The 17,898-nt window shown below is 64.2% G+C and carries 21 protein-coding genes; 7 read left to right on the forward strand and 14 right to left on the reverse strand.

Annotation, left to right across the window (positions count from 1 at the left end; genetic code table 11):
- Positions 1 to 1,038 (reverse strand): 5-oxoprolinase subunit C family protein, encoded by a 1,038-nt coding sequence (locus ACVWZ4_RS29435; RefSeq protein ID WP_456741702.1) that lies wholly within the window; start codon positions 1,036 to 1,038, stop codon positions 1 to 3.
- Positions 1,035 to 1,766, reverse strand: a complete 732-nt coding sequence (gene pxpB / locus ACVWZ4_RS29440; protein ID WP_456735158.1) for a 5-oxoprolinase subunit PxpB — start codon at positions 1,764 to 1,766, stop codon at positions 1,035 to 1,037. The genes ACVWZ4_RS29435 and pxpB overlap by 4 nt, the downstream gene beginning before the upstream one ends.
- Positions 1,767 to 1,998: 232 nt before the next feature.
- On the opposite strand from pxpB, the gene ACVWZ4_RS29445 reads away from it, so the two are divergent.
- Positions 1,999 to 2,697 carry a ribonuclease activity regulator RraA gene (locus tag ACVWZ4_RS29445; protein WP_456703607.1) on the forward strand — a complete coding sequence of 233 codons (699 nt, stop codon included), beginning with the start codon at positions 1,999 to 2,001 and terminating at the stop codon, positions 2,695 to 2,697.
- Between the two features lie 18 nt (positions 2,698 to 2,715).
- Complete coding sequence (locus ACVWZ4_RS29450) at positions 2,716 to 3,120, forward strand: (R)-mandelonitrile lyase (protein WP_092237153.1); 405 nt, start codon at positions 2,716 to 2,718, stop codon at positions 3,118 to 3,120.
- A gap of 13 nt (positions 3,121 to 3,133) precedes the next feature.
- On the opposite strand, the gene ACVWZ4_RS29455 is transcribed toward ACVWZ4_RS29450, so the two are convergent.
- The 3 genes from ACVWZ4_RS29455 to ACVWZ4_RS29465 form a co-directional block, all read right to left on the reverse strand.
- Positions 3,134 to 3,490: a hypothetical protein gene (locus ACVWZ4_RS29455; RefSeq protein ID WP_456741703.1), complete on the reverse strand. Its 357-nt coding sequence runs from the start codon at positions 3,488 to 3,490 to the stop codon at positions 3,134 to 3,136.
- Between the two features lie 177 nt (positions 3,491 to 3,667).
- On the reverse strand, positions 3,668 to 4,567 hold the full coding sequence (locus ACVWZ4_RS29460; RefSeq protein WP_456741704.1) for a DUF2147 domain-containing protein: 900 nt from the start codon (positions 4,565 to 4,567) through the stop codon (positions 3,668 to 3,670).
- 156 nt (positions 4,568 to 4,723) lie between these two features.
- Positions 4,724 to 5,506, reverse strand: a complete 783-nt coding sequence (locus ACVWZ4_RS29465; protein ID WP_456741705.1) for a transporter substrate-binding domain-containing protein — start codon at positions 5,504 to 5,506, stop codon at positions 4,724 to 4,726.
- A gap of 114 nt (positions 5,507 to 5,620) precedes the next feature.
- Here ACVWZ4_RS29465 and ACVWZ4_RS29470 point away from each other — a divergent pair, with 114 nt between their 5' ends.
- Positions 5,621 to 6,118: a DUF1993 domain-containing protein gene (locus tag ACVWZ4_RS29470; protein WP_456705284.1), complete on the forward strand. Its 498-nt coding sequence runs from the start codon at positions 5,621 to 5,623 to the stop codon at positions 6,116 to 6,118.
- Here the strand turns inward: ACVWZ4_RS29470 and ACVWZ4_RS29475 are convergent, their stop codons facing one another.
- From ACVWZ4_RS29475 to ACVWZ4_RS29500, 6 genes are all read right to left on the reverse strand, one after another.
- Entirely contained in the window at positions 6,119 to 6,616 is a 498-nt protein-coding gene (locus tag ACVWZ4_RS29475) for a hypothetical protein (protein ID WP_456790414.1), read from the reverse strand.
- A gap of 160 nt (positions 6,617 to 6,776) precedes the next feature.
- Positions 6,777 to 7,766 carry a hydroxyacid dehydrogenase gene (locus tag ACVWZ4_RS29480; protein ID WP_456735154.1) on the reverse strand — a complete coding sequence of 330 codons (990 nt, stop codon included), beginning with the start codon at positions 7,764 to 7,766 and terminating at the stop codon, positions 6,777 to 6,779.
- 34 nt (positions 7,767 to 7,800) lie between these two features.
- The gene (locus ACVWZ4_RS29485) at positions 7,801 to 8,901 is read right to left on the reverse strand and encodes an ABC transporter ATP-binding protein (protein WP_456703601.1); all 1,101 of its coding nucleotides are present in this window, start codon (positions 8,899 to 8,901) and stop codon (positions 7,801 to 7,803) included.
- A gap of 20 nt (positions 8,902 to 8,921) precedes the next feature.
- Positions 8,922 to 9,827: a carbohydrate ABC transporter permease gene (locus tag ACVWZ4_RS29490; RefSeq protein WP_456735153.1), complete on the reverse strand. Its 906-nt coding sequence runs from the start codon at positions 9,825 to 9,827 to the stop codon at positions 8,922 to 8,924.
- On the reverse strand, positions 9,827 to 10,765 hold the full coding sequence (locus ACVWZ4_RS29495) for a carbohydrate ABC transporter permease (RefSeq protein WP_456741707.1): 939 nt from the start codon (positions 10,763 to 10,765) through the stop codon (positions 9,827 to 9,829). The genes ACVWZ4_RS29490 and ACVWZ4_RS29495 overlap by 1 nt, the downstream gene beginning before the upstream one ends.
- Positions 10,766 to 10,905: 140 nt before the next feature.
- A complete protein-coding gene (locus tag ACVWZ4_RS29500) occupies positions 10,906 to 12,246 on the reverse strand; it encodes an ABC transporter substrate-binding protein (RefSeq protein WP_092237175.1) in 1,341 nt (446 codons plus the stop codon).
- Between the two features lie 474 nt (positions 12,247 to 12,720).
- Here ACVWZ4_RS29500 and ACVWZ4_RS29505 point away from each other — a divergent pair, with 474 nt between their 5' ends.
- Positions 12,721 to 13,542 (forward strand): Spy/CpxP family protein refolding chaperone, encoded by an 822-nt coding sequence (locus ACVWZ4_RS29505; RefSeq protein WP_456735152.1) that lies wholly within the window; start codon positions 12,721 to 12,723, stop codon positions 13,540 to 13,542.
- Between the two features lie 111 nt (positions 13,543 to 13,653).
- Positions 13,654 to 14,031 (forward strand): response regulator, encoded by a 378-nt coding sequence (locus ACVWZ4_RS29510; protein WP_456703598.1) that lies wholly within the window; start codon positions 13,654 to 13,656, stop codon positions 14,029 to 14,031.
- Between the two features lie 101 nt (positions 14,032 to 14,132).
- Here ACVWZ4_RS29510 and ACVWZ4_RS29515 read toward each other — a convergent pair whose 3' ends face one another.
- The 3 genes from ACVWZ4_RS29515 to glk form a co-directional block, all read right to left on the reverse strand.
- Entirely contained in the window at positions 14,133 to 14,288 is a 156-nt protein-coding gene (locus tag ACVWZ4_RS29515; RefSeq protein WP_456738580.1) for a hypothetical protein, read from the reverse strand.
- Positions 14,289 to 14,433: 145 nt separating this feature from the next.
- The gene (locus ACVWZ4_RS29520) at positions 14,434 to 14,637 is read right to left on the reverse strand and encodes a hypothetical protein (protein WP_456703596.1); all 204 of its coding nucleotides are present in this window, start codon (positions 14,635 to 14,637) and stop codon (positions 14,434 to 14,436) included.
- A gap of 146 nt (positions 14,638 to 14,783) precedes the next feature.
- Positions 14,784 to 15,752 carry a glucokinase gene (gene glk, locus ACVWZ4_RS29525; RefSeq protein ID WP_456705283.1) on the reverse strand — a complete coding sequence of 323 codons (969 nt, stop codon included), beginning with the start codon at positions 15,750 to 15,752 and terminating at the stop codon, positions 14,784 to 14,786.
- Positions 15,753 to 16,010: 258 nt separating this feature from the next.
- Between glk and pncA the strand changes: the two genes are divergently transcribed.
- Both pncA and ACVWZ4_RS29535 read left to right on the forward strand, forming a co-directional pair.
- Positions 16,011 to 16,649: a bifunctional nicotinamidase/pyrazinamidase gene (pncA, locus tag ACVWZ4_RS29530; RefSeq protein WP_456703595.1), complete on the forward strand. Its 639-nt coding sequence runs from the start codon at positions 16,011 to 16,013 to the stop codon at positions 16,647 to 16,649.
- Positions 16,650 to 16,662: 13 nt separating this feature from the next.
- Positions 16,663 to 17,781 (forward strand): alpha/beta fold hydrolase, encoded by a 1,119-nt coding sequence (locus tag ACVWZ4_RS29535; RefSeq protein ID WP_456741709.1) that lies wholly within the window; start codon positions 16,663 to 16,665, stop codon positions 17,779 to 17,781.
- Positions 17,782 to 17,898: the final 117 nt, after the last annotated feature.

Here is a 17,898-nt window from a genome sequence, read left to right on the forward strand (position 1 = left end):
CTAAGGCTCCGCCGCGACCTGCCAGGTCCCGGCATCCATGGCACTCACCGCATAGCCCGCGACGTTGGCATCGCTCAGCGCCTCGATGTTGAGCTCGATCACGTCGGAAGGGCGCAAGCGATCGGGCAGGTTGCGGATCAGCTGTTGAAACTTGCGCGCCTCGTCCTGCGCCTCAGCGATGGTGACCGCCTTGAAATGGAACGCCGTGCCCGCCGAAGTCTGAGCGAGGCGGCCGACATCGGCCGTGATCACGGTTGCGATCTTGGGATAACCACCTGATGTGCCGCGATCCCTCATCAGCGCGATCGGCGCGCCGTTGCCGGGCACCTGGATGCTGCCGTTGACGGTGCCGTCGGAGACGATGTTGTGGCCGTGCAGATGCTTGATGGCGGGGCCTTCGAGCCGGTAGCCCATGCGATCCGACGTCGCCGAGACCTTCCACTCGCTGTCGAGGAACAACGCCTTGTTGGCATCATCGAATTCGTCGTCCTGCGGACCCAGCACGACGCGGATCGGGCCGCTGACCGGCTTTGGCAATTCGATCCGTAACTCCGGCGCGCCGCTCGCGGCATCGACCGAGAACTCGTCGCCGGCCTGGAGCGGGCGCGGATAGGGGCTGCCGAGGCCAGCGCGGGCATTCACCGCGAGGCTGCCGAATACCGGCTCGCCTTTGATGGCGCCTTCGATCGCGAGATACGTGAAGGCACCGCCGCGGGCAAAGCCCAGCGCGAGCATCTCGCCGTCCTTCAGCGTGACTGAGCTGTCCATGGCCACGGGCCGCCCGGCAACGTCCGCCGGGCGTGGCGCACCTGATATCCCGACGCGCACGGCGCCATCCCTGGCCGTGAACGTCGCGCCGAACGGGCCGATCTCGACCGCGGCCGCAAACGGCTCGTTGCCGACAAGCGTGTTCGCGGCGGCCAGCGCTAACAGGTCCATCGCACCGCTGACCGTCAGGCCATAGCGCTGCGCGCCGCGTCGTCCGCCGTCCTGGACGGAGCTTGCAGGCCCGATGCTGGCGACGACGAGCCGGCTCACGCGTCCACCCGCTCGGCGATGATCGCGCCGGCTTCCGCGGCACGATCCTGCTCCTCGAACGTCTTGTGGTCGATGGCAAAAAAAGTCACGCGATCGCCGGGTTCGGTGAGGAAGGTCGGGTTGCGGTGGAGTTGATAGGTTCGCACCGGCGTGCGGCCGAGCAGGTGCCAGCCGCTGGGCGCCGCCAGACACTGGATGCCGGCCTGGATGCCTCCGATCGAGATCGTGCCTGCCGGCGTGAACAGCCGGGGACTTTGGCGTCGCGACATGTGCAGGGATTTGTCGAGGCCGCTGAGATAGGACCAACCTGGCGTGAAGCCGATCATGGCGACGCGATAGTCGCCGCCGACGTGACGGGCGACGATGTCGTCCGGCGTGGTGTTCAGTGCTTTCGCGACATCCTCGAGGTCGATGCCGTGCTCGCCACCATAGGCGACGGGAATGCGCCAGCGCCGCGTCTTGCTTGCCGGCGGCAGCGGTCGGCAGGCGATCGCCAGGATCTTTTCGCCGAGCGCGTCAAAGCCGATCTTGCCGGGATCGTAATGCACCAGCAGCGAGCGATAGGTCGGGATCGTCTCGGAGATGCCCTCGATGGGGCTTGATGCGAGCGCCTTGTCGAGCGCGAGCACGCGTTCGTTGGCGGCGTCGTCGATGGTGCGGCTGAACTCGACCGTGACGGCACTGTCGCCACTGGGAAGGAGGCGGGGCGGGGGGAGCGTCGCGGCCATGACCTCTCGAAATCGGTCTTGAGAAAAGCGGGCTCAGCCTTGAGTTCCGCAATGCCATTGCTTCGCGTAAATGCGTCGGCAAGTCCAATAAATTAATTCCGGGGGTGGCGATAAAGCCTTGTTATCGCGGCGCATAAAGGCCAGCAGGGCCGCGTTCTTGGCCCTTGACGGCCAGCTCCCGGCTCGCAAGATGCGCGCGTTCTTTCCCGCACCTCGGAGCTCGTTCTCGTCCATGTCGCTGTCCCCCGAAGCCCGCAAGACCCTCGCCGGCATCACCACCGCCACCATCACTACGGTCCTGCTGAAGAAGGGCCTGCGGAATGTCTGGATGCGCGGTGCGCGTCCGCTGCGCCCGGGCCTGCCGCGGCTGGTCGGACCGGCTTTCACGCTGCGCTTCGTGCCGGCGCGCGAGGATCTGGCGACGCCGGAATCCTGGTCGTCGCCGATCTCGACCCGCACCGCGATCGAGGCGATGCCGGAAGGCTGCATCGCCGTGGTCGACGCCATGGGCATCACCGACGCCGGCATCTTCGGCGACATCCTCTGCGCACGCATGGTCAAGCGCGGCGTTACCGCGCTCGTCACCGACGGCGTGGTGCGGGACGTCGAAGGCGTGCTCGGCACCAATTTGCCGGTCTGGTGCGACGGCTATGCCGCGCCGCCGTCGGTTGCGGGTCTCACTTTCGTCGGCTGGGGTGAGCCGATCGGCTGCGGCGGGGTCGCCGTGTTCCCGAACGACATCGTCGTCGCCGACCAGGACGGCTGCGTCCTGATCCCGGCGGCGATGCTCGATCACGTGCTCAACGAGGGCGTCGAGCAGGAACGGATGGAAGCCTGGATCGTCAACGAGGTGAACAACGGCGCGGTGCTGCCGGGCCTCTATCCCATGAATGCCGAGACCAAGGCGCGCTACGCCGCCAGCAAGAAGTAACAGGAAACGAGGAGCCCCATGGACATCACCCTCGCAGGTGCGCGGCCGACCCGCCGCGCGCCCAAGGAAAACTTCACCGGCACCGTGTTGCAGGACCCCATCAACATGGCGCCCGCGCCGGCGCGGCTGAACGTCTCGCGCGTCTCGTTCGAGCCTGGCGCCCGCACCAACTGGCATCACCATCCGCTCGGGCAAACGCTCTACGTGATTTCCGGCGTTGGCCGCGTCCAGACCAAGGGCGGCCCGGTCAAGGAGATCCGCCCGGGCGATACCGTCTGGATTCCGCCGAATGAAGTGCACTGGCACGGCGCCTCGCCGGGCAACAGCATGTGCCACATCGCCATGCAGGAAGCGCTCGACGGCGTCTATTCGACCTGGCTCGAGCCGGTCACCGACGCCGAGTACGGCGCAGCGCTCGGTTAACGCGGCAGCCGGCCTATATCCGCTCCGCGGTCCACGTGCCCGAGCACATGGCACCATGCCATGTGCCGGAGCCTGTGGTGCCGCTGAGCCGGCCTGAGCCCACGGCGTGCTTGATGCCGGTGCTTAAGGTGACGTTGATGCTCCCGGCGTCCGCGAGGCGGCCTGACGCCGTCACCGCGGCGCTGCTCGAGGCGATCTGGCCGTTGCTGATTCCGATCGCGACCGTCGCGCCGTTACCGCAGGTGCCGCTCGATGACGAGATGCGCACATTCCATGCGCCGTCGAAGGTCGAGCCCGCAGCAGCCGCCTGCGTGAGCGGGACAAGAATGGCGATAGCACTAGCGAAGAACCGCCTGCGAAGTCCGTTCATGGCACGCCCCTGTGTTGACCATGCCGGGAGCGTGTCACGGGCGCGGAACCGGCGATGTGAGGGTCGTCACGCGAGATGCTCCGTGAGGTCTCGCACATCGCGACACCATGACACGCAAAAGCAAAAAGGGACCCGGATCACGGGCCCCTTGTCTGCCTTGCAACGTCGCGCTTGAACCTAGTTCACGCGCGTCCAGGTCTGGCCGCCGCAGAACATGCCACCGAAGGCGCAACCCTGCACGTGCAGGCGGTCGCCGCCCTTCAGCGAGATCGTGGACTCGTAGGTCGAACCGTTGTTGGGATCGAGGATGCGGCCCGACCATTTCTGGTCCTTGCCGGGCTTCATGTTGATCAGCACCTGTTCGCCATTCTGGTTCGACTTGCTGTCGACCGAATAGCCGCAGAGATTGGTGCCGCACTGCTCGATGCGGACCTTGCCTTCCTTCTCCTCGGTGAGCCAGACGCCGACCGGTGAATTGAGCTCGCGCGCGGGCGCGGCGGCTGGCGCCGGCGGCGCGACAGCCGCGGCCTGAACGGGAGCCGGCGCAGGCGGCGGAGGCGGCGCGGACGGCACAGCGGCCACCGCCGGCGCCGCACTCGGCGCCGGTTGAGGCGGCGGCACCATCGCATCTTCGGCCGGAGCGGTGCTGGCGCTTGCTGCCGGAGGCGGAGGCGCTTGGGGCGGCGGAGCCGGAGGCGCCGCTGCGGCTGCGGGAGCAGGTGGCGCGGACGTTTGCTCCGGTGTGGGCGGGGCGGCGGCAGGAGCGGGGGCCGGCGCCGGTGCAGCTGACGTCTGTGGATCGACCTTGGCCTGCTGAGGAGCCTGCGGTTCGGCTTTCGGGCTTCCCTTCGTGTCGTTCTTCGTATCGTTCTTTGTATCGTTCTTGGCGTCGTTCCTGGCGTCGTTCTTGGCCTTCCTGGCCTTGCCTTGGCCGGTGTTGTCGTACACGCCGGGAATTTGCACCGTGCCGCGCTCGGGATCGAGGCGGATGGTGCGCCCGCCATATTCGAAGGTGTACTGCGCCTGCGCAGCGGTGCTCGCCAAAAGGAATGCAGCCGTCGCCAACAGCTTCCTCATTTCCATCTCCCGAACAGGTGGTCCGCGCACCCGGCAATACGCGCCGGTCCGACCGCGAAAAGTGATCTAGATCACTGTTACCGTATGAGTCGTCCGCATCAGGTTCGGGGTTCAATATCCCGAGAGTGGCCGGGGCAAGCCACGCCATGACGCGGCTTAGTCGAACCAGGCGGCATAGATCTTCTTGTAGCTGCCGTCCTCCATGGAGATGTGCAGCCACTCGTCGACGAAGGCCTTCAGTGCCACGTCGCGCTGGAGCCAGTAGGCTTTCTCGGAGAAGTCGAACGGCTTGTCGGGATGCACGGCGCAGAGCACGCCTTGATGCTGCTTCTGCTGATAGCGGGTCTCGGAGGCATCCGTCATCATCAGGTCGGCATTGCCCTTGGCGATCTCATCAAAGATCGCTGTATTGTCGGGGAACACGGTAATGTCGGCGTCTTTGACGTTGGCGCGCGCGAAACGCTCATTGGTGCCGCCGGGATTGACGATGATTCGGGTGCCCTTCCTGTCGATGTCGGCGAGCGTCTGGTACTTGGCGGTGTCTGCGCAGCGCGCGATCGGCGTCTTTCCCTCGCGCATGATCGGCACTGTGAAGTAGCCCTTCTTCTGGCGGTCGAGCGTCACCGAGATGCCGCCCATCGCGATGTCGAACTGGTCGGCCTCGAAATCCTTCATCAGCTTCGGCCAGGCCGTGGGCACGAATTCGACCTTGACGCCGAGCGCCTTGCCCAGCGCCTCTGCCATGTCGACGTCGAAGCCGGAGAACTGCTGGGTGGCCTTGTCCAGATAGGTGAAGGGCTTGTAGTCGCCGGTCATGCCGACGCGCAACGTGCCGCGCTTGATGATCTCGTCGAGGCGCGAGGAGGCCGGCTGCTGCGCGTAAGCCGAGACGTTTGCCAGGAGCGCAACGGCCAACGTTGCGAAGATTCGAACGATCATCTCTTTTCCACCCATGCCCGAGCTGTCATTGTACAGCTTCTTCAGACGTGGATTTAGACCAGATGCAAGTTTCTGGCGAGGCGGAACTGAAAGGATGTTGGCGTGGCGATCTCGATGTATGAGGCCTCGGTCGGCCTCTTCGTGCCTTACCTGCGCAACCTGTCTGTCCTGCTGGACAAGGGCGTTGCCTATGCCGAAACCCGCAAGTTCAATCCGGCGGTCCTGCTCGGGATGCGGCTGGCGCCGAACATGTACGATCTGGCGCAGCAGGTCGGCGAAGCCTGCCGTCATGCCACGGTGGCTCCGGCCTTGCTGGCGCAGTGCGAACCGGTCGCGCTGCCGCCGCTCGAGCACGACATGGCCGGGCTTCAGGCGCGGATTGCAACCTCAATCGAATTCATTGAAAGCCTGCCGCGCGCCGAGATCGATGCGGCCGCGGAGTTGAAGGTTTTCTTCAAGCTGAAGAACGGAACCGAGCTGCCCTTCACCGGGCGGACGCTGCTGCTGACCAACAGCGTCCCGCAGTTCTTCTTTCACGTCACGACCGCGTACGACCTGCTGCGGCACGCGGGCGTCGAACTCGTGAAGAAGGATTTCCTGGGCCGGAAGTAATTACGCCTCGCCCTTGCGCTCGTAATCGGCGAGCGAGCTGCGGCCGGCGATCTCGCTGCGCAGAGCTTCGAACCGCCGATGCGCTTCGTCCTCGTGCTCGTCGACGAAACGCACAGCGGCTTCGCTCGACATCGGGCCGCTGATCACGGGAGTGGACTGTTCGCCGATGGTCTCGTGAACGTAATACTGGCCATCGTCGCCGCGATGAACCGTCCATTTCAGCCGGATCGCCACCATGGGGCCGGGGCCGACCTTGCTGTAGCCGTCCGCGTCGGTGTGGTCGGGGACCAGCGGCTGCTCCTCGACCATCGGATGCTCGTCGACCATGGGATGCTCGTCGACCATAGGATGGTCTTCAACGGCCGGGTGCTCACCGACGACGACGATCTCCGTCTCGCGGATGGTCTCGGTTTCGCGGACGACCAGGGTCGACTCGGGGTGCTCCAAAATGCTGGCGATGGTCGCCAGCGCGTGGTCAGTCGGGTCGATCTCTGCCATCCTCCAGCTCGACGCGGCCGGCAAAGTCCGTCCCACTGCCGCCGCGGCCGGATACATTACGCGGGTTCGATTAAGGCTGAGTTGGGGCCTCATCTGCACCAAAATGGGACGCATTCTGGCCATCCGAAGGCGGGCAAATCGGCCGCCTTTCGGATTCAATTCAACTGAGCACGTCCTGATTGATGACGTTCTGCCTGATGGGGTCGCCGTCCAGCACACTCAGGATGTTGCGCGCGGTCTGCTCGCTCATGCGGCTCACGGCCTCGACCGTGACCCCGGCAACATGCGGGGCGATGATGACGTTGGGCAGGGCGAACAGCGGATTGCTGACGGGCGGCGGTTCAACCTCGAACACGTCGATGCCGGCGCCGGCGAGCTTGCCGGAGACGAGTGCGTCGTACAGCGCGGCTTCCTTCACGATGCCGCCCCGCGCGGTGTTGATGAGATAGGATCTCGGCTTCATCCGGCCGATCCTGTCAGCGTCGAACAGCCCGACGGTCTCAGGCGTCTTCGGGCAGTGGATTGTGACGAAGTCGGCGTTGGAGAGCGCCGCGTCGAGATCGGTGACCGGCTCGCAACCGGCAGCCTTGATGTCGGCGGCTCCCTTGTAGGGATCGTAGACCTGCACGTTCATTTCCATCGCCTGGCAGCGTTTGGCGGTGCGGGTGCCGATGCGGCCGAAGCCGATGATGAGGACCGTCTTGCCGTAGAGATCGAACGGCAGCATGGCGAGGCGGCCAGCCCATTTGCCGTCCTTGACGCATGCGTGCAACTCGTTGGCGCGCTTGGCCAAGGTCAGCATCATGAACAGCGCCGCTTCCGCGACCGACGGCGAGTTCGCGCTGCCGGCCACCATCAGCGGCACCTTGCGACGCGACAGGGCTGATACGTCGACGGCGTCGTAGCCGACGCCGATGCGGGTCACCACCTTCATGTCCTTGGCCGCTTCAAGCTCGGTCTCCCCGAAGGCGGTGGCGCCGAGCGCGACGCCATGAACCGGCGCATGGCTCTTCAGCAGAGCCTCGAAATCCGCGGCGGAGATCAGGTTCGGAAATTCGACGAGCTCGATATCGTCCCGCTGGGTGAGGAGGGCGCGTGCCCCTTGCGACAAAGTCTGTGTAACGAAAATCTTCTTCTTGTTGGTCGCCATCGCTCCCCGCCTGCTCGCGTTTCTCGAGCCGGCGTCACAGCACGACGCCGGTCTCCTCGTTTAGCAGGTGCATGTTGTTGAGGTCCATCGCCAAACGCATGGGTGCCCCGTCCTTGGCGCCGGCACCGGGATTGACGCGGCCGCAGACCGGCGTGCCGTCGAGCCCGAAATACACCAGCGTCTCCATTCCCATCGGCTCGGTGACGTCGAGCACGGTGTCGAAGGTCTCGACGCCGGGATCCAGATGCGCGCGCGCCTCGGTGAGATGCTCGGGGCGGATGCCGAGCAGCAGCTTGTCGGTGCGTGGCAGCGTGTTGTAACGCGCGGCGCGGGCCGGCGGCAGCGCAAAGGCAATGCGGTCGGTCAGGCGGATCCGGAGCGTGCCGGCGGCATCTTCCAGCCGGCACGGGATGAAGTTCATGGCGGGCGAGCCGATGAAGCCTGCGACGAAGCGCGTGGCCGGCTTGTGGTAGAGTTCGTTGGGCGTGCCGATCTGCTCGATCCGCCCCTTGTTCATCACCACCACGCGGTCGGCCAGGGTCATCGCCTCGACCTGATCGTGCGTGACGTAGACGGTCGTGGTGCGGACCTTCTGGTGCACTTTCTTGATCTCGATCCGCATCTGCACGCGCAGCTTGGCGTCGAGATTGGACAGCGGCTCGTCGAACAGGAAGACCTTTGGATTACGCACGATGGCGCGCCCCATTGCGACGCGCTGTCGCTGGCCGCCGGAGAGCTGCTTCGGCTTGCGGTCGATCAGGTCGGTGATGTCGAGCAGGCGGGCAGCTTCCGTCACCCGCGCCTTGATCTCGGCCTTGGGATAGTGCTTCAGCCGCAGCCCGAACGACATGTTCTCGGCGACCGTCATGTGGGGGTAGAGCGCGTAATTCTGGAACACCATGGCGATGTCGCGATCCTTCGGCGGCACGTCGTTGACGACGTCGCCGCCGATCATGATGTCGCCGTCGCTGATGTCCTCGAGGCCCGCGATCATGCGCAGCGTGGTGGACTTGCCGCAGCCGGAGGGGCCGACCAGCACGATGAACTCATGGTCCGCGATATCGAGATCGATGCCGCGCACCGCTTCGACATCGTCATAACGCTTGATCACCTTACGCAGGGAAACGTCGGCCATTGCACTTCAACCCCTCGATTTCAGCCCTTCGTCGCGCCGGCGGTCAGGCCGGCTATGTAGTAGTCCATCAGGAAGGCGTAGATGATCAGTGGCGGCGCCGCGCCCAGCAGCGCGCCGGTCATGATCTGCCCCCAGTTGAAGACGTCGCCCTTGATCAGCGTCGTGGTGATGCCGACCGGCAGCACCAGCTGGTCGACCGATGTCGTGAACACGAGCGGATAGAGGAACTGGGCCCAGGACACGGTGAAGGCGAAGATCGTCGCCGCGATGAGGCCGGGCAGCGCCACCGGAATGAAGATCCGCAACAGGGTCTGCAGCCAGGAAGCACCGTCGATGATCGCGGCCTCGTCGAGCTCTTTCGGGATCGAGGCGAAATAGCCGATCATGATCCAGGTGCAGAACGGCACGGTCAGGGTCGGATAGATGAAAACCAGCACGTACCACCGGTTCAGCAGCGTAATGCCCGTGAAGTCCTGGATCACCGCCAGCATCTTGAACAGCGGAATGAACAGCAGGCTGTCCGGGATCAAATAGGTGAGGAAGACGCCTGTCGCGAGCGTCGCCGAGCCCCAGAACTTCATCCGGGCCAATGCAAACGCCGCGGGGATGCTGATCAGCATCGTCACGAAGACGACCACGATCGAGATGATCGACGAGTTCCAGAAGAAGCGCAGAAACTGGTTTGAGGTCAATAGCTCGACATAGTTCGACAGGGTGGGATGAAACACCCACCACGGATTGGTCGCCGCCGAAATCTCCGCGCTGCTCTTCAGCGAGGTGATCACCATGTAGACCGGCGGCGTCAGGAAGAAGATCGCAAACAGCACCAGGAAGAAATAGGACCAGCGCAGCGCCCAGGCGCGGTCCCGGCTCATGCTGCCGAGCTTGCGGGTTGGTCCGGCCTTGTCGATCGCCAGCGTGCTCATCAGGCTTCGTTCCCACGTTTGCTGACGTCGCGCAGGATGAAGATCGCCGCGACGGCGAGGATCGGCACCATGAACAGCGAGACGCAGGCGCCGAGCGGAATGTCGCTGCTCTGGATGCCGACCTGGAACGCCCAGGTGGCGAACAGATGCGTCGTATCCAGCGGGCCGCCCGAGGTCAGGATGCGCACGATGTCGAAATTGGCGAAGGTCACGATCAGGGAGAACAGCGTCGTGATGGCGATGATGTTGCGCATCATCGGCAGCGTGACGTACCAGATCTTCTGCCACCAGTTGGCGCCGTCGATCGCGGCGGCCTCGTAAAGCTGGTCGGGGACCGATTTGAGCGCGGCCAGGTACATGATCAGGAAGAACGGCGCGCCGTACCAGACGTTGACGAGGATGACGGAGAAGCGCGCCCAGAAGGTCTCCCCGAGCCAGGGGATCGGGCCGACACCGAAGAACGAGAGCGTGTAGTTGAAGGCGCTGTAGGAGGGGTCGAACAGCCACAGCCAGGCCAGCGTGCTCATCGCCGGCGGAATGACCCAGGGCACCAGCAGCATGCCGCGCCATTTGCGCTGCTTCTTGCCGGGAATGTTGTGGACGAAATGCGCGACGATGAAGCCGATCAGCGCCTTGAAGATCACGGCGGTGATCGCGAAGATGCAGGATTGTTTCACCACCATCCAGAACGTTTCGCGCTTGAACAGGAAGGTGAAATTGCCGAGGCCGACGAATTTGGTCATCGCCTTGTTCAGCGTCGCCAGATAGAGCGAATAGAACGCGGGATAGAGCACGAGCAGCGCGATCAGGAGGATCAGCGGCAGCGTCAGCAGGAACGCCATGGTCGATTTCCGGCCAAGCAGATTGCGCAGGCTCGTACCTTTTCGGGAGCGAGCGGAACCGGCGAGGCGACCTTGCTCAACGATGACATCGGCCATGGATCAGACTCTCCAGCGCAAACGGACGATTCAACTGCGAAGCCGGCAAACCGGTCGGCTTCGTTGGCATGCGGGAGTGAGCGCGCCCGTCCCCGGCGGCTCACGCCCGAAAGCGTGAACCGCCATGGCACAGGACAGGCTCAGGTTCGCATAAAGCCCTCGCACTCGTCCTCGGCCCAGGCGAGCGCCGTTTCCAGCTTCTCGCCCTGCGCAAAGCGCAGCGCCATCTTGGTCAGCGTGGCCTGGAAGTAGATCTGCTGGGCGATCTTCGGCGGCGCCGGCGAGGCGGCAATCGACAGGGTCTGACGATGATAGGGATCCGGATAGCTGAACAGTGTGCCTTTCGGCGGCCCTTCCTCGGCCCAGGTCTTGAACTTCGTCATGTTGGCGTAAGCAGGGAGATCATACCCGCCGCTGGCCACCACGAATTTTTCGATCGCCGCAGGCGACGACAGATGGACGAGCAGGCTCTTGGCCGCCTCCTTGTTCTTGCCGAAGCTCCAGACTCCCCAGAAATAGGGCAGGAACGGCGCGAAACGGCCCTTCGGGCCAGCGGGCATGCCATGCGTCCAGCACTGTTCGGCGACCTGGGGGGCATCGCGCTTGGCCACCGCCCAGGCGCTCGGCGGGTTCAGGATCATCGCGCCGCGGCCCGAGATCAGCCATTTATTGTTGGAGGCGTCGTCCCATGACGGGGCGTCCGCCGGCAGCACGGCGATCAGTTTCTTGTAGTATTCGAGGGCCTGACGCACCTCGTCGGTCTTGACGGTGACGTCGCCCTTGGCGTTGACGAGCTCGGCGCCGAACGATTGGAAGATCGCACCCGCCGTGTCGACGCTGTCGGTGGTCTCACCCAGTCCGATGCCGAACGGGAAGCCGGCCTTCTGACAGGCTTCCGCCGCTTTCAGGAACGTCTCCATGTTCCAGTTGTCGTCTTTTGGCGGGCTGCCGACCGGATACATCTCCTGCACGTCGATCCCCGCATGCTTCTTCATGAGATCGATGCGGGAGCAGGGGCCCTTGATCTGGCTTCCCGGCGTCGCAGGCACGGCGAGCCATTTGCCGCCCGACTGCGCCAGATATTTGACGGTGCCGTTGACCTCGCCATTCTGCTTGATGAGCGGCTCCATCACGTCGTTGAGCGGCTCGAGATTCTCGGAATAGGCGTGCGGCCACCAGCTCGGCATCTGCAGGATGTCATGACCGGATTTCGCCTGCGCTTCGGCGGCGGCGGTCAGCTCGATCTTCTTGTTGTTGCTGGTGATGTAGTCGATCGAGACCTCGACCTTCTCCTTGTCGGCCCATTCCTTGACCAGCGCGGTGGAGGCGTCATTGGCGCCGGGCACCCAGTGGTCCCAGAAGCCGATCGAGAGCTTGCCGGCGGCGTAAGCGCCTCGGACATAGGGCGCCGCGATCAGCGCCGTGGAGGACATTGCAGTGGCCGCTACAAATTGGCGTCGCGTCAGTGTCTTTCGTGACATCTCGTTTCCTCGTCCTGGTTTGTTTTATTATTCTGTCGCTTCCTCTGAATTTCCCGAGTTTGTTTTTGATTGTTGTCGGACGTTTCTTGTTGGCCGTCGTCCCAGCGGCAAATAACGCAGGAGACGCAGCAAATTGGTAGCGCGATCAGATCATGATTGCTTGTCTCTGTCGAGAAAGCCTGATGCCGCGCTATCTAGAACTAACGTTGTGTATGCAGAGGCGGCAGCGCGCGCAGCGATGAGATTTGGTTGCTCTTATTGCGACGCACACATCGCGCCCTCGACGCGAGCAATCCATGCGGAATTACGCCGCAGTTCCGAATGAGCCTGCATCACCGCTTCGCCCGAGAACAGCTTTCAAACGGGGACAGCGTTGTCCGCGCCTAGACCTCGACGTGGCGAAAACGGTAGAGTTGCAACCGGCAGGAGGCCTGCCTTTCGCAAGTAGGCACACAGATCGACATGGAGACCGATATGATCACCCCGGCGCCGCCCAGGCGGCTTGGCCTGCGACACTGGCTCGCGCTCGGGTCCGTCCTGACTGCGCTGATTGGCGCGGTCGCGGTTGCGGATGCACAAGGTTTGGTCAAGGGCGTCCAGGACGGGGCTGCGGCGGGCAACAAGGCTGCCGGCCCTGTCGGTGGCGTGCTCGGCGGCGCGATTGGCGGCGTCGTCGGTGTCTTCACCGGTGTGCTCGGCGTCGGCAATAATAACGGCCAGCAGCCGGCTGCCAAGGACTCGAACAAGGACGCCAACAAGGACGCGTCCAAGGATGCGAAAGACGCCAAGCAGGCCGGCCCGGCCAAGGACAAGGACAAGGATGCCAAGACGGCAAAGGCCGCCAAGGGAGCCAAAGCCAGCAAGGAGGCCAAGAATGCGCCTGCTGATACTGCCAAGGACAAGGATGTCACGGTCCTGACCCAGACCGCTGCGCCGCAACTGACCGCAGAGCAGATTGTCGCCAACAGCGACTCCTACATCGAGCGGATCAAGTCTGAACTGAACCTCACACCGGATCAGGAGAAGCACTGGTTCGGCTTCTCCAGCGCCATGCATTATCTCGGGCACAACGGCGCAGAGCGGCTCAACCTGCGCGTTGAGCGGGCCAAGCGGGATCCGCCCGATGACATCATCGAGCAGATGCGCAATGAGGCGCAATTCCTGATCGACCGTGCCGCCGACCAGCGCAACGTCGCCGACGCCGCCGAACCACTGTATTCGAGCCTCGATGACAAGCAAAAGGAGGTATTCATCCAGGAGATGGTTCGCCTCAGCCATGAGCGCGGGCTGGATTGATCAAGTTGGATCGGATTGCGCGCGCCGAAATTAACGGCGCGCGCCACGAATTCGTGAACCCTTCCTGCATTTGGGATATGGTTACCTTCGCAAGGTGGCTGCGAGGTTGATATGGCGGACGGACTCTCCGTTTTCCTGGTCGAAGACGAGGCGTTGATCCGGATGATGATCGCCGACATGGTGGTGGAACTCGGCCACCATGTCGTCGCGGAAGCGGACAATGTACGAGATGCGAGCGCCTTCGCGATGACCGCGCAGTACGACTTCGCCATTCTCGATATCAATCTGATGGGGGTTTACGTTGATCCCGTTGCCGATCTGATCGAGCGGCGCGGCAAGCCGTTCCTGTTCGCCACCGGCTATGGGCCGGAATTGCTGCCGTCGCTGCTGCGGCGCAGGCCGATCCTGCGCAAGCCGATCGCGATGGACCAGCTCAAGATCATGATCGACTCGCTGTTTCCCGATGCGGCGGCCAAAATTCCGCACTGATCGACGGCGTCGCTCCGACCTATTCGATGATGGAGGCGGCGTGAACGAACATGGCCGCCCGGAAGGGACGGCCATCTTGCGACGGAGGATCCGTCAGTGTTTCACATCAGGCCGGCGGTGAGATCGACGCCGTGTGCGATCAGGCTGAACGAGGCAATGAGGCCCAGGCAGCAGAAGGTGGCAATGGATTTAAAAGAATGATCGGTCGACCGGGTCTGGACGGCAGCCGGCATTTCGGCGAGCGAAATCATGCTCATGTTCATTCCCCCCTTTGTTGATCCTGAAACTGCATCAGGTGAGGGATTCTTAGAGCAAAAAGTTTGACGCAGGATTGCCAGGGATCCTTAACGGAATCGCCATCGATTGCCGACGTCTCGCCACCGAGGCCGGGCCGTGCAAGCGTTAGTTGCGGCCAGCCTTGAGCACCCTTGCAATGGTATGGGCCGTCATGGCGGCGCGGTCCGATGCGCGCTGCGCGGCCAACCGGTCCCGGGCCTTCTCCTCGATCAACAGCTCGATCAGCGCCATCCGCTTGTCGTCATCGTCAGCCTCGGTCAGCAGCCGGTGATATCGGTGATAGTCGAAGCCCGCATCCTGCTTACGCATGTCACGCCCCCGCATACCTGCGCCACATCAGCGAGAATTGTTTCCCATCGGAAACTGAGGGGCAAGCGCAATCTCGCGCCGAACCGCAGTTTGAGTGCAACCAGCTGTGAATTGCGAGACCGGCAGGAAGTTGAGGCGGGCTCAGCTCAATCCAGATTGTGATCGGCGAACATCTTCAGGCCGATAAAGCTGGCATCGGTCTTCATGACGAGGCGCGTCGGGATGTTGCGGAGATAGTCCTGGAACCGCCCCTTGGCCTCGAACCGCGCGCGGAAGGCGGAGGCCGCGAGGAACTCCGGAAAGCGCGGCGCTATCCCGCCGGCGATGTAGACGCCGCCCCTGGAGCCAAAGGTCACCGCGAGGTTGCCGGCCACGGAGCCGAGGATGGCGCAAAACATCTCGAGCGTCGCGCGGCTGAGCGCGCAACTCCCGTCCAGCGCCGCCCTGGTGATGCCAGCCGCATCGCGTTGCGGAACCTGGGCTTCATCGATCTCGGCCATGGCCTCATAGAGGGATTGCAGCCCGGAGCCGGAGAGGGCGCCGCGCTCGATCGAGACATGGCCGAAGCGCCGGCGCATGGCGGCGATGACCCGCTCCTCGCGCTCATTCTCGGCCGGCAGGGTCGCGTGACCGGCTTCCGTGACCACGGCGAGCCGGGAGCCGTGGCGCTCGACCAGGCAGGAGACGCCGAAACCGGTCCCGGGCCCGACCACCAGCAGCGGCTCCCCGGACATGCCATCCTGTCCGCCGAGCGGGATCAGGTCGGCCGGCTGAAGAGCGGGCAGCGACCAGGCCACCACCTCGAAATCGTTGAGCACATGGACGCTGTCGAAGCCGAGCGCCGGCTGGAGCTCGTTGCCGTCGATGACCCAGGGGCTGTTGGTCATGACGCAGCGGTTATTGGTCACGGGACCGGCCACGGCAAGCACCGCCCGGACCGGCCTGTCGCTGTCGGCCCGCCGGAGCACGTCGCTGATGGCCTCGCGAACCGTCGGATGGTCGGCGACTTTCACATAGTCGATCGATCCGATCTGCTCGCCATTGCTCAGCGCGAAGCGCGCATTGGTGCCGCCGATATCGGCGAGAAGAATGTTTCCTGCCTTGCCGAAACTCATGACCATCAGGCTGCCGTGGCCGTGCAAGCCGCGGAACCTTTCTCCTCCCGTCCTTCGATCCAATCCTGATGTCGCGGATACCAGAGAATCCGCGCTGGGGTACAATTAGTAACACGGACCGCGCCAAAGCGTTGCACCCGGGGGCCGAGTGCCCGGCCGCGCCCGGACATCGTTGCAGGGATGGCAGCGGTTGCGAAGCAGCGCGGGAAGATCGACATTGACGAGAACGGCCGGCGCCCATTGCGCCGGGCGGACCAAATGAGGCCAGCGATGAAGATATCCGATCGCGACGTGCTGCTGGTGATCGACGTGCAGAACGATTTCTGCACGGGCGGGGCGCTGGCGGTCCCCGGCGGTGAGAAGGTGGTGCCCGCCATCAACCGCATTGCCCAAAAATTCGCCAATGTCGTGCTGACGCAGGACTGGCATCCCGCCGACCATGTCTCGTTCGCGCCGAACCATCAGGGCAAGCAGCCGTTTCAGACCATCGAGCTCGACTACGGCACCCAGGTGCTGTGGCCGGCGCATTGCGTGCAGGGTACGGCGGGCGCCCAATTCCATCGGGATCTCGATGTCACCAGCGCCAACCTGGTGGTGCGCAAGGGCTTTCGCCGCGGGATCGATTCCTATTCCGCGCTGCTTGAGAACGACAAGAGGACGCCGACCGGCCTGCTCGGCTATCTGCGCGAGCGCGAGCTGGGGGCCGTCTTCGTCGCCGGTCTTGCGCTGGATTTCTGCGTGCGCTTTTCCGCCGAGGATGCGCGCAAGGCGGGGTTCGAGGTTGCCGTCATCGAGGATGCCTGCCGCGGCATCGATCTCGATGGCTCGGTTGCGGCGACCCATCGCAGTTTCAAGCAACTCGGCATTTCCGTCGTCAGCTTGGAGGCATTCCTGTGAGGATCACGGCGTGATGGCGGTGGAGAAAACCGGCCGGCAGCCCGGCGGATCGGACCAAGTCCAGGGCGAGCCCGTGCTGTGGCCGTTTGCGGCGGCACGGCTGGCCATGGACGCCTGCTTCTGGTGGCTGGAGCGCGGCTCAGTGGAGCAAGGCGAGAGCGAGCTGCCCTGGACCACGCCGGGCACGGTGGCGCTGGAGCTTGCCACCATGCGGCTGCGCGATTGCGCGCGGGCGCGATCCGGCCAGCCAGTCCTGGTTTGCGCGCCTTACGCGCTGCATCGGGCCCTGATCGCCGATTTTGCGCCCGGCCACAGCGTGGTGCAATCGCTGCAACAGGGCGGCATCGATCGCGTCTATCTCACCGACTGGCGCTCGGCCACCCCTGACATGCGCTATCTCTCGATCGACAGCTATCTGTCGGATCTCAACATCGCCATCGACGAGATCGGCGCGCCCGTTGATCTGATCGGACTGTGCCAGGGCGGCTGGCTGTCGCTGCTCTATGCGGCGCGCTTCCCCGCCAAGGTGCGGCGGCTGGTGCTGGCAGGCGCGCCGGTCGATCTCTCCGTCGAGTCCAGGCTGTCGCAACTCGCCCGCAACGCGCCGGAGATGGTCTATGATCAGCTCGTCGCGCGCGGCGGCGGCAATGTCAGCGGCGACGAGATGCTGCACGTCTGGTCGAAGACGCCTGAGCGCGACGACATCGCGGCGGCCTTGCAGCAAGACCTCTCGGACGAGGAGGGCGCGGCCCTGCTGGCGCGCTTCGATCGCTGGAACGCCGAGACGCTCAATCTGCCGGGGACCTATTACCTCCAGATCGTCAACTGGATCTTCCGCGAGAACCGCATCGCATCGGGGCGTTTCACGGCGCTAGGCCATGCGATCGACCTGAGCGACATCAAGGCGCCCATTTTCCTACTGGCCGGACTGGACGACGATGTCGTGCCGCCCGCGCAGGCGCTCGCCACGGTCAAACTCGTGGGCACGCCACCGGCTTTCATTGCCGCGGCTTCGGAGCCCAGCAACCATCTCGGCCTGTTCATGGGCGCGCGGACGCACGCCTATGCCTGGCCCCGGATCGCCGAATGGCTGCACAACGACCTCTCCAGCGCGCTGGCGCGCAGCGCCTGACATCAGGCGTGGCTTGCAAGTCCGTTATGCATGATGGCCGATGGCCTGCACGGGACCCCGTCGATGGGCTACATAGAGGCTGGAGCCGGCGGCGGCCGGTCCGACAAGGTCAAGGGT

The sequence above is a fragment of the Bradyrhizobium sp. USDA 4472 genome (assembly GCF_054058595.1).